The organism is Streptomyces sp. SudanB182_2057, assembly GCF_964272715.1.
In the GTDB taxonomy this organism is placed as follows: domain Bacteria; phylum Actinomycetota; class Actinomycetes; order Streptomycetales; family Streptomycetaceae; genus Streptomyces; species Streptomyces rubradiris.
On record NZ_OZ186798.1, the window covers coordinates 3,996,084 to 4,007,139 of the forward strand.

General features: G+C 63.0%; 10 protein-coding genes. 3 read left to right on the plus strand and 7 right to left on the minus strand.

The features are described 5' to 3' along the window. Nucleotides 1–2 precede the first annotated feature (2 nt). The 7 genes from ACSURM_RS17335 to ACSURM_RS17365 form a co-directional block, all read right to left on the minus strand. Nucleotides 3–350, minus strand: coding sequence for an SCO3933 family regulatory protein (locus ACSURM_RS17335; RefSeq protein WP_436956082.1), 348 nt, complete (start codon nucleotides 348–350; stop codon nucleotides 3–5). 183 nt (nucleotides 351–533) lie between these two features. Further along, nucleotides 534–1,355, minus strand: coding sequence for an integrase (locus ACSURM_RS17340; protein ID WP_436956083.1), 822 nt, complete (start codon nucleotides 1,353–1,355; stop codon nucleotides 534–536). Next, on the minus strand, nucleotides 1,352–2,203 hold the full coding sequence (locus tag ACSURM_RS17345) for a sigma-70 family RNA polymerase sigma factor (RefSeq protein WP_436956085.1): 852 nt from the start codon (nucleotides 2,201–2,203) through the stop codon (nucleotides 1,352–1,354). Before ACSURM_RS17345 ends, ACSURM_RS17340 begins: the two co-directional genes overlap by 4 nt. Nucleotides 2,204–2,378: 175 nt before the next feature. Beyond that, nucleotides 2,379–2,768: an ATP-binding protein gene (locus ACSURM_RS17350; protein WP_436956087.1), complete on the minus strand. Its 390-nt coding sequence runs from the start codon at nucleotides 2,766–2,768 to the stop codon at nucleotides 2,379–2,381. A 95-nt stretch (nucleotides 2,769–2,863) separates the two neighbouring features. Further along, on the minus strand, nucleotides 2,864–3,712 hold the full coding sequence (locus tag ACSURM_RS17355; RefSeq protein ID WP_436956089.1) for a helix-turn-helix domain-containing protein: 849 nt from the start codon (nucleotides 3,710–3,712) through the stop codon (nucleotides 2,864–2,866). Between the two features lie 411 nt (nucleotides 3,713–4,123). Beyond that, nucleotides 4,124–4,660, minus strand: coding sequence for a hypothetical protein (locus ACSURM_RS17360; protein WP_436956091.1), 537 nt, complete (start codon nucleotides 4,658–4,660; stop codon nucleotides 4,124–4,126). A gap of 24 nt (nucleotides 4,661–4,684) precedes the next feature. Next, complete coding sequence (locus ACSURM_RS17365) at nucleotides 4,685–5,566, minus strand: hypothetical protein (protein ID WP_436956092.1); 882 nt, start codon at nucleotides 5,564–5,566, stop codon at nucleotides 4,685–4,687. 533 nt (nucleotides 5,567–6,099) lie between these two features. On the opposite strand from ACSURM_RS17365, the gene ACSURM_RS17370 reads away from it, so the two are divergent. The 3 genes from ACSURM_RS17370 to ACSURM_RS17380 all read left to right on the plus strand — a co-directional run bounded on the left by ACSURM_RS17370 (nucleotide 6,100) and on the right by ACSURM_RS17380 (nucleotide 10,229). After that, nucleotides 6,100–7,425 carry a hypothetical protein gene (locus ACSURM_RS17370; protein ID WP_436956093.1) on the plus strand — a complete coding sequence of 442 codons (1,326 nt, stop codon included), beginning with the start codon at nucleotides 6,100–6,102 and terminating at the stop codon, nucleotides 7,423–7,425. A 100-nt stretch (nucleotides 7,426–7,525) separates the two neighbouring features. Continuing rightward, nucleotides 7,526–9,190, plus strand: a complete 1,665-nt coding sequence (locus ACSURM_RS17375; protein WP_436956094.1) for a GmrSD restriction endonuclease domain-containing protein — start codon at nucleotides 7,526–7,528, stop codon at nucleotides 9,188–9,190. 214 nt (nucleotides 9,191–9,404) lie between these two features. Continuing rightward, a complete protein-coding gene (locus ACSURM_RS17380; protein WP_436956096.1) occupies nucleotides 9,405–10,229 on the plus strand; it encodes a hypothetical protein in 825 nt (274 codons plus the stop codon). Nucleotides 10,230–11,056 lie beyond the last annotated feature (827 nt).

Sequence of the window (11,056 nt, forward strand, 5' to 3'; positions counted from 1 at the left end):
GATCAACCCTGGGACGCAACCGGGGTGTTGACCATGACCGCGTCGGCCCGGTAGGCGATGCCGTGACGGCTACGCCCGCCGAACTCGCTCTCCCACGGCCGGGCGACCAGGCCCGACAGGATGACCGGCGCGCCCATGACCAGGCCGTCTCCGATCCCCTCTTCGGGAATGGTCACCTTGATCATGTCCGAGCCGCCGGCCGAGATGAACACCAGCTCCAGCGTCATGAGCCGCTGGTTGGTCACCGGGTCCACGGCGACCTCGCCGGTCTGACGGTCCCTGACCTTGACCTCGGGGAGCTTGGTGACGAGCAGCGTCGCGGCGGAGGTGTCTACGGGGATCACACGCACTGTCAGTACCTCACGGAGTCTTCGGGCGCCCTGAGATCGGCGCCGAGCGAGCTGAATAGCCCCCTAGACAGCAGCGGGGGCAACCACCCCCAACTGTCTAGGGGGGTTGACAGTGAAGGTAGCCGACAGCCCATCAACTGTCTAGGGGGGTATACGGTGTAGCCGCGCAAGCGCGCGAAAGTACTACCGAACGGCCCAGTGGAGGACGGTCGCGTCGTCGTGCGCCTTACCTCGCGGCCAGCGCCGGCCGTCGGGGTCACTCTTCTCGGCCTCTCGGACACGGCGGATCAGTTCGTCCGGACCGGAGCAAGCGAGCACGTCCAAGTACTGCGCCCAGTCGGCGAGTTGGAAGCGATCGACGAGCCGAGTCGCACCGTCGCTCAGAAGCGTCACGGTGGACAGCGAGTCCAGTGCCACCGTGCCGGTCAACGCGTGTTCGGCCGCCCGCGGATCGGGGCCGGCGATCCAGAAGCCTCCCGGCCGGTTACGCAGACCGGTCAGAGCCTCCCGGTATTCGGCGAGCGCGGCGGAATGCTCGGGTGAGCCGGTGGGCAGCGCGTCGACCGGCCCGCGCAGTCGTTTGCCGACTTCGTCCAGGCGCCGGTCGGTGACGACGGTCGTACTGCCGTCCTTCCCCTCCAGGAGCAAGGAGGAATCGCCGAGGACCAGGTACTCCAGCCTTTCCCCGTTGATCCGTGCGGCGACGACCGTACTGGTGGGACTGGCCCGGTACATCAGGTCACAGCTGTCGCCGTGCAGCGAGCGGACGCGGTCGATCGAGTCGGCCATGCACTCGGTGAGCGGTCGGGCGGGGGACGCGGTGATGGCTTGGAGCAGCAGGCCGCCCAGCGTCCCGGAGAACCAGGCGACACCGTGTGTGCACCCGGTCTCGGCACCGCCGACGCCGGCTCCGTCGAGGAGCACGGCCGCGCCGGGAGCGGCGGCGGCGAAGTCCTCGTTCTCTCGTTCGGGGTCGGCGGGGAGCGTGGCGAGGTCGACCCTCACGCCGCCGACTCCTCGTCGTGCCGGTACAGGGGGCAGAGCAGTTCCACCGACTGCGGTTCGCTGGTCTCGGGGTCGTACTCGACACCCACCAGGGTGGAGAACCGGCGGTCGCCGACCTGGCCCCACATCACGTTCAGGTCGTTGGCGAGGAGCTGCACGACGCCGAGGGAACCTTGCGTATGAATACCGGCGATCGCGAGCAGCGAGCCGTTGCCGTCCGGTCGCGGCAGCCGGCCGAGGTAGCCGACGTCGTACGGCCGGGCCGGGTCGCTGTCCTGCCCCGAGCGGTACACGGTGCCGGTCTGCCGGTCCACCACGGTCCAGGGCCCGTCTTCCGCACGCTCCCAGTGGAAAACCGGGTCCTGGGCGTACGTGTCCCACATGGCCTGGGACATGCGGGGGCCGCAGACCACGATCAGGCCGTCCCGGTTGAGGTCGATCTCGCCGGTCACCGGCACATGCTCCGAGGCGACGTCGAGCCCGTACGACCGCGCCAGGTCTTCGAGCCTCTTGCCGGAACTGACGTCGTCCACGGCGACGACGGTCCGGCCGCGTTCGTCGTCCCGCCGCAGCGGTGTGGCGACGGTGACGGCGCCCCGACCGAGGAAGGCCCCTTCGGGCGCCGGGCCGGTGTGCCGGATCTGGTGGATCCGCCCGCGGCTCAGGCCGGCCTTCGCGGCGATCTGCGCGTACGACAATCCTTGGGCGTGCAGGTCCTGTACCACTCGGCGACGAAGGCGGGCCAGCTCGGTGACCTCTTGCTGCGCGTCCGCCAAGCGAGTCGTCACCTCGCGCAACAGCAGGTACGGATCATCGATCGTCATGATCCGTTGGAGCTCGTCCGACATGACCTCACCTCCTAGCAGTACCCAGGAGTCTAGGGCCCTAGACGGAATGGGAGGCAGCCGCCGCCCGGTACGCACATCGATCACGTAGAAGCGCGATCTCCTCCGGGGGACACCTCTCGGGCTCACACCTCACCGCCGACTATGCGAACCCGCGATCGCACCGCTTTCTGTGCGCTCATGCGCTCGCCCGCACCAGATCGGCCCAGACGAAGCGCCCGTCAGGCAGGATCGTGTAGCCCCAGTTCTTCGCCAAGGCATCGATCAGCCGTAGCCCACGACCTCCCTCTTCACGGTTGGTGACGGGGCACAGGTGAGGCACGCGGTCGCCGCCCTGGTCGACCACCTTGATGCGAACGAGATCGTCGCCAAGGCCGACGACCACCAAGAACCACCCACCAGGCATGCCACTCCGCGTATGCCGCAGGGCGTTGGTCGCCAGCTCGCTCACGACCAGAACGGCGTCTTCGACCGGGCCACGGTCCCCGAGCAGGGAGGCCACGAAGTGACGGGCATTGGACACCTCTTCCGGCAGGCCGGGGAAGACACGGCACCACTTGGTGAGCATGGGAACCTCTCCGTTCGTCTAGGGGGCTAGACAGCGTGACGGCAGAGTATTCCTAGCAGCAAGCAGCATTCTAGGCATGCCGAGGAATTATTCCTCTAAGGGATGAGGGTGTCCCCCAGGTCGCGGAACTCCTTCATCACCCGCAACAACAGCTCGCGCACCTCATCACCGAAGACGGCAGCGCGCGCGAAGCACTCGAAGGTCTCCTCGTAGGCGGCCACTTCAGCGGCGTCAGTAGACACCCGTTCGTTGTCGAAGGTCTCGATCACGACCGCCCGCTGGTCGCACAAGGTGAAACCGTGCCGCGGCAGCATCGGCACCGGCCGGCGCCAGGGGATCACCCCGAGCCGTACCGTGCTCAGACTCTCCACCGCCAGCAACCGGTCGAACTGCGCCAGCATCAGCGCCGGACTCCCCGGCCAGGTCCGCAACACGGCCTCGGTGACCACGAACACCGACTCCCGCCCCGGCTCGTACAACACGCCTTGCCGATCCACACGGGCAGCGACAGCCCGACCAACAGCCTCGGGCGTCGAGCGCGGGGCGCTCTGGAAGACGTGCCGGGCGTACTCCGCGCTCTGCAACATGGCCGGCAGAACGACGCACTGGAACGAGCGGACCGACTGAGCGGACCGCACCTCTTCGTCAACGGTCGTGCCCTCAGCGACGTCAACAGCGGTCGGTTCGTCGTCCTCGGCGGCAACGACGCCCGCCAGCAGCTCCCGCACCTCACGAAAGACCGACTCATCCACGTCGAGAGCGCCCAGGAGCCGGTCGAGCACATCCCGGCTCGGCACCATGCGCCCGGTCTCGATCTTCGACACGGTCGGCTGACCTACGCCGGCCCGTTGCGCCAGCACGGCACCCGTCAGACCCGACTCTCCACGAAGCACACGAAGACGCGCACCCAGCGCCTTCATCCGCTCCCGCCGCTCACTCCCCATGTCCAGGGTTCTACACCACGAGCCAGCAGCCACTGGTACGACCGGACGCAGCGACCACCAGCCGAGCGTGATTCAAACTTTCTCTACTGGTTCAAGGCGGCTCGCTCCGCTCCCCGCGCGCGGCCCGGCCCCCGGCCGGGCCTGCGCTCCTGTCTCCGCCCCGCTCCAGCCCGGCCGGCGCCCGTGCCGCGCGCACAGCAATCAGCCGCCTGGCGTCAGAGAAGGGGTACGTCGTGGCTGGGGCGGTCGGCTCCACGGCTTTAGGCAGCCACTTTGGCGCGAGCCTCGCAGATCATGGCCCCAACGTCGTGCTTTAGCGGGCAGGTCCACAGACTGCCCGACGCGCCGGAAGCTTACGGGGCCATGATCACTCGCGCCAAAGCAGCTCCAGCCCAAAGCCGCTCCACCGACCTATGATGCCACTTTAGGTGGCAGGTTGGATACGTTTTGGTGCGCGAACCACAAACGCTTAAGGCTCATGAGTAGCGACAAAATAAGGTGAGAAAACGTAGTCACCAAGATTCCCGTCCACGCCACTCCGATGGATTTTTTTGGATCATGCGTGGCGGTGACGACAACGAGGAGGACAACAAGCAGTAGGCCAACAAGCACGGCCCAGCTCAAATTTGCAAAGAGCTCACGGACATTACGGATGACGACGTGATCAGGGTCTAGCCCCTCGTCACGTCGAACACGAAGACTAAGAGTGAAGACGTTCGTCAAAAGCCCAAACAAAAGGCCGGTGAAAACACCGACTCCGCCAATAAATTTAGAGACGTCAAGAATGTGAAGGTGACCAAAATGCCGTAGCAGCCCGCATGTAACGCCCAGCATCAAAGGGAGGCCGATGAAGACAACAACGTCGCCTGCTCGCCTCTTACCATCGGCATCTACATAGGTGCGAAAGTTAGCCGCCGCGATGTCTCGTACATCCCACTTACCACTCACGGCGGCCCCCTCATGCGACGTTAGCTAGATCATCCAGGCACCCCGGTCCGCACCTAGGTAGTCCAGTGAAGCACCTACCTCTGACAACACCTCACGCCGGAACACGTCGTCCCCAGGGGGACCGTTACGAGGCCCCTCAAGTGCATAGTTGAAGCGCGGCCAGTCCCGGTCGACGACGATGGTACGGGACCTGCCGCCCCGCTCGATCTGGAGACGCACCTCATCCGCTTCCGGCAGTCCACTCACGGAGAAAACGGAGTCGGGCGGCAGCCGCTTCTCGATCGCTCGCGTGATCCACTCGCGAGGCAGCCGGAGACGCCGAGCGGCTTTGATGCGGTGCTCCTGAACACGCGTACCTACGCTTCGATCTTCACCGTCGCGCTCGCGCGTGATGTAGGTTATCTCCTGAAGGCTGGATTCCTCGATGAACTTCGTCCAGGCATTTGTGTCCTGGAAGTAGTTGATGTCGACCGAAAGCCTCTCAGAGTCGTAACGCTCCTTGAACCAGTCACGGAACATTGGAGTGAGTGAGCCGATCGCGCTCGTGTGGCCGATAACTTCAGTGGCCCACAGCGCGAAGTCGCCAACCGTGGGGACGAACAATGCTTGCCTTAGCGGGTAAGCCGCCGCGTCATCATCTTGTATCTCGTACGCGTCGTCGCCAGTCTCGGTGTCGACAACCTTGCCCCGGGTTCCATACCTGCCGGACTCGACAGTGAACCAGAGCGTGCGCCGGTCTTCCTCCATCGAGTGCAGCCGCGCATAGCGCTCGGACCTCTGGACGGTCGCACCCTTCGTGCCGATACCATCCACCAGGAACTTCGTATAGATCTCGAAAAGATCATCTTTTCGCGGATTGAAGCAATATACCTGGCGATACGACTTCGGTTCCTGGATCTTGCGCACCCGAATTTCGTACAGCGCGAACTGATGCCTCGGCATATGCCACCTCCGTGTGATGTGCAGATGATAGACCTAGCCGGCGACGGTGCGTGACCCTTCCGCCGAAGTCCGTAACCGTTCGCCTGGACTCCCGACGCAGTGACCAACACTGGGAGCTCACGCACGAGCGCCCCTCCCGGGCCGTCCTCGGGCCATGGAAAGGCGCTCAATGGTGCCCGACATCGACAGGTGCCGACAGCTCGGCAACAGGTCAGGACGTGGTCGGTTAGCCGGCCGCAGGTCACGGCCGCCCGTGATCAGTTGTGGCTGTACAAAGCGGGGTACAGCAACCGCAGAGACCGCGGACGACTGGCAGTACTTTCACGACCACGGCTGACCAGCCGAGCAGACCTCAGTGAACTCCCCGCCCGCAGTTCGCATCGAGGGGCTGATCGTCAACAAGGGCCAGCACCCTAGGCGAGGTTGCCCGGTCACAGCCCGAGTGTCAGAGGGGTGTCGTAGTGTTCGCACACCTGCCTCTTGACCTTGGGGGAACCGTGGCCGCGTGGCTGTTGACCTGCAATCCTGACGTCTTCGACATCGGGCGCTTCCGTAGCGATGGCCAGGTACTCGACTCATGGACCATCGCACGTCACAAGGCTGATGTAGCCGCGGGTGACGACTTCGCCATCTGGACTACCGGCCCCAATGCAGGCGTGATCGCCTACGGTCGCTTCACCGGTGGGACCGCCCGCGGTACCGTCTCAGACCCAGAGTACTGGGCGACGGACCCCGGAGTCCGGGACTACGTTCCCCTCGAAGTGACTGAGTGGCTGGACCGATTGGTACCCAAGAGTCAGCTCGCTGGTGATCCCCATATGGCCGGAGCGAGCATCTTTACCCAGCCGTGGGCGGCCAATCCTCACCGCCTGGCCGACGCACAGTGGGAAGCCATCCAGGCAGCCATCCACGCCTCGAAGGGCGAGGACCCGAACTGGCACTTGGCTCCTGGCGATGAGATTCGACGGGTTGAGCTGCACGAGCGCTACGGCGGGAGCTCCCAGAACGGAATCAGTCCGTCACGAACGACGAACAACATCCTCATCTTCACCGCACCAAGCTCGGGGCACCAGCACGGCTACTACGACACCTGGAACGAAGACGGCACGTTCCACTACACCGGTGAGGGCCAAACCGGTGATCAGAAGATGATCCGTGGCAACAAGGCCATTCACGAACACCGTGAAACTGGCAAGCGGCTGCGTCTGTTCGAGGGCGCCCGCGGAACGGTTCGCTATCTCGGCGAGTGGGTCCTCGACCCAGAGCAGCCCTATTCCGAAGGCCTGGCGCCGGCCACAGGTGGCGGCCCTGAACGGAAGGTCATCCGCTTCCACCTGGTTCCCGTGAAGGCCACAATCACTGACCCCGACGTACAGATCGGGCGCAGCTACGTGGCACCAGACGAAAGCGTGATACCGGCCCCTGCCACACCGAGCGCCCCCGACCCTGACCTAGCCGGACGGAACCTGTCGACGCACCGGCGGCTGCAAAACGCCCTTGCTGAGGAGGCGCAGAAGCGTGGCTTCGCAACCTTGTCGCCCGGCGCAGCGGACCCCGACTTCGACATTGCATGGCGCGACGCTGAGGACCGCGTGACGGTCTGCGAAGTCAAGTCACTGACGAGTGCCAATGAGGTCCGTCAACTCCGTACAGGCCTCGGACAGGTCCTCGACTACCACGACCAACTCAGCCGCCGCGCATCAGCGATAAGAGCCGTTCTCTGGGTGGAGCGCGAGCCGTCTGACGCGAGGTGGGTTGACCTGTGCCGCAGAGTGGGCATCACGTTGGCCTGGCCTGGCAAAGAAGATGACGTCCTGTCGTAGCGCAAACGTCGAGCAGCATCGTTATTCGCCGCACCAATTTGCAGTACTGCTGGTCTAATTGGTTTGAACGCAACATGGCATCACGCCAGGGGGAGGAACGATGGAAGCACGTAACCGAGACTTGAAGGATTGGGTTTCTGCTATCAGCCGGGGACAGGTTCAGCTTCCCCGCTTTCAGCGCTTCGAAGCCTGGAGTTACGGCCAAATTGCAAGCTTGCTTGAAAGCGTGCTGAACGAGCTGCCAGTCGGCTCAATGTTTGTTCTCCAAGTTGAAGGTGATCCACCTTTTAAGTACAGGCCCATCAACGGGGTCCAGGTTCCCGACGACGCCCGAGTATCTGAACTCCTTCTCGATGGTCAGCAGCGCTTGACTGCACTCTGGAAAAGCCTCAATGGCCGCTATCAGGACCGAGATTACTTCGTTAGCTTCAACGAGCGGACAGATTATGACGGGATCGCCGTTCAGAGCGTAAAGACCACCTACAAGCAGGGCCGGAAGTACCCTCTATGGACGAACAGTCCAGTCGAGTTGATGAAGCGCGGATACGTCCCCGTTCAATTGCTCCTGCCCGGCGAGGAGACAGCACAGAGAGTAACTGAATGGGTCAAAGAAGCGTGCGTTGATTCATCAGAGGAAGTCCTTGAACATGTAGTACGGATCAACGCTTGGCGAGCCAAATTCTCGTCGTTTAACATCCCCTTCTTGTCACTCCCCACCACGACCAGTCGGGCGCAGGTGCTGGAAGTCTTTACGAGGATCAACACAGGTTTCACACCTCTGTCTATCTTTGACATCATCACAGCCGACATTGAGCAGGAAATTGGCGAGTCTCTACACGACTTGCTCGAAAGCCTTAATGGCCGCGTCCCAGGGCTTGCCCGTTTTGGAGACGTTCAGGACATTATCCTGCGTACGGCCGCACTGGTGCAGGACAAGACACCGGACCGACCGAGCATTCTTGAGCTCGATTGGAAGAAGCTTGTCGAGAATTGGGGGGAGATCGTAGTGGGAGCCGAAGAGGCGGTTAAGTTTCTCGAATCAGAGAAGGTGCTTGACGCACAACGACTCCCAACTTTCACAGTCCTGCCCGCACTCATCACACTGTGGTCTTATGCCGCAAAACTTACCGGCGATAAACTCGGCGAAGCAAGGACCCTTCTACGCAAATTCCTTTGGAGAGGCTTCTTCACCGAGCGGTATGAAAGCAGTGCGCATACGGCTGCAATCCAAGACGTGCGAGAACTTAGAAAAATCATCCGTGATGGCAAGGAAGGCAATCCTGCGATCTTTGCTTCCGACCTCCCAAGCAAGCAGGAGCTACTCGAAGCTGGCTGGCCCAAGAAAAAAGACCGACTGGCTCGCGCAATTCTCCTCGTTTCCCTCAAGGGAGGAGCAACGGACTTGGCAGACGGAGGAGAGATTCAGGTCGGAAATGCTAGTCAGCGCGAGTATCATCACATCTTCCCTGAAGCTTACCTCAAGAACCAGCAAGCAGAGCAGCCGGCCGGTCTTGCCCTAAACTGCGCTCTAATTACATGGAAAACGAATCGCACCATTCGAGACAAAGAACCTCTCGTCTACATGCGCGATCGGGCCGACGCAAGTAGTCTGGGAGATGAAGAGATCCTTTTTCGCCTGAAGAGTCATTCGATCCCTGAAGAGCCTCTGCGGGAGAATAACTACGAGGCCTTTTTGAATCAGCGTGCCGACTTGGTTGAGGCTGCTATGCGTGCTTTGGCAAGCGGCCGGCCCTGGAGTCCCTGATTAACTGAGTTTCAAGCCATGGAGTCGTGCCGGCTGCCGCCTCGCATCCCTGTGGTATTCCGGTCGTGTGAGGTACGCGCAAGGCGGTGGCCTGACCCACGAGCGACGAGCCTTCTGCTACAAGTTGCGAGGCTCGGCGTAAGTCCTTGGCGTAGCTGGCCGCCGGGCTGGCACCATCAAGGCATTCTTATACCTACCGGCGAGGAGCCCCCAGATGGCCTTCCAGTTTGACGACTACCTGCTGTCCATCAAGCCGGCACGGCATGCCCTGACTCTCTTGCCTGGCTGGGGGGTGCATCGCCTCACGTTGTTTTTCGAGACCGGCGGAACAGGCAACATCCCCGTGCAGCAGGCGCACCAGGTGTCGGGCGAGCTATGGGCCGACGGCCTTGGGAACTCCGGGTACCTCGGCCAGATGGTGCAGCGGTGGCCGATAGAAGCGCACCCCGAGGGCCGCCTTCTCAGTTTCGACGTTACATTGACCGACGCCCAGATCATGGGACTGGAGAAGGCACGGCAAGGCAGAGAGCTGGAGCTACGTGCGAACCTGACCGCGGTGCAGCTCGGCGCCGTCGATGGTTGGCCCGGCCGTGAACACCAGCTGACGATCCGGATCTCGCCCGAAGAATGGGCCAAGGCTCTCGACGGTCTCAACGCGGGGGCGTTCATTGACGTCCTGGTGCCAATCACCGACATCGACGGACGGGCACTGGCTGCCCAGCGGCTCCGGGAAGCCAAGGTGCTGATCCGCAATGGAGATTACGAAGGCGCCGTCGGCAAAGCACGTTCCGTTCTGGACGCGGTGCGGCCAGCCTGTAACACCGAGGCCCTGTACACCCAGGCTCTCAGCAAGAAGGCCAGGGACCGCACTCAGGACGAGCGGTGGGCCATGCTCGCGCAGAGCGCGTACGCCCTGTTCAGCGGTGCGCCTCACGATGACGAGGGCACCACCGAGCACTTCACGTGGACCCGCGCGGACGCGATCGCCGCGGTAGCGACGGCTGCCGGGCTGCTGGCACGCCTGGAGGACCTGCCGTAGTCGAGCCTGGGCCGCACCTGGCTTCGCCAGCGCTAGGTGTGAGGGTGCAAGTTGCGTACACCCAAGATCCGCCAGCGTCGCATCTGTGCTCCGCCATCCCCGTTCCCCCGCACTCGTGGCACCGTCAGAGGCGACTACGAATCGACGGCTCGTCCTGCGGTAGGTGGGCCTCGATGAGAGTCGTGGACAGGTCAACTCCCTGCATGATCTCCATGCCGCCACGTAGCTGCCTGGATGAAGTGGTCTTCACGGCATGTGACGACAGAGACGAGCCAGCCAAGACCGAGTTGGAGCCGTCACAGAAAGGGCGTTGTTGCGGCGGCCAGTTCCGTAATGTCCACAGGTGACATCAGCGGCCTTGGTTGGCAGTGCTTGCACGGAACAGTCAACTGACAGGTTCCAGCCCCGAGGGGGATACCGACCGAACTCCTGCTGCGGTCGTCGTCAGCAGCGCAGTCCGGACTACCGACCCCGTGCCAGACGCGTGCCAGATCCTGCGGGGAACTACGGGAAACAGCGGGAACTTGCCCAGGTACAACCAGGGCTCCGCCACTGCTGCGCCGCAGGTCAGCGCAGCAACCACCGCCGAGAAACCCAAGCTTCCCAAGCTGAGAGCGCGAGTTCGATTCTCGTCACCCGCTCCATGACAAACCCCCAGGTCAGAGACCCGGGGGTTGTTTGTTGTCTAGACCAATCCGAAGGCAGCGTGCCCTTCACGTGCCCTAAATCGAGGCCGAAGGGCGGCCTGAAGGGCATCACGGAGCATCAGAGCTTGGGCGACGCCGGACCATCTCAAATGGCGAGATCGATTTCCTGTGACCTGCGCC

Coding starts and splice junctions, on each gene's coding strand:
- ACSURM_RS17345 (WP_436956085.1), bottom strand. CDS start 2,203: ATGTCGGACGAGCTCCAACGGATCATGACGATCGATGATCCGTACCTG.
- ACSURM_RS17350 (WP_436956087.1), bottom strand. CDS start 2,768: ATGCTCACCAAGTGGTGCCGTGTCTTCCCCGGCCTGCCGGAAGAGGTG.
- ACSURM_RS17355 (WP_436956089.1), bottom strand. CDS start 3,712: ATGGGGAGTGAGCGGCGGGAGCGGATGAAGGCGCTGGGTGCGCGTCTT.
- ACSURM_RS17375 (WP_436956094.1), top strand. CDS start 7,526: ATGGAAGCACGTAACCGAGACTTGAAGGATTGGGTTTCTGCTATCAGC.
- ACSURM_RS17380 (WP_436956096.1), top strand. CDS start 9,405: ATGGCCTTCCAGTTTGACGACTACCTGCTGTCCATCAAGCCGGCACGG.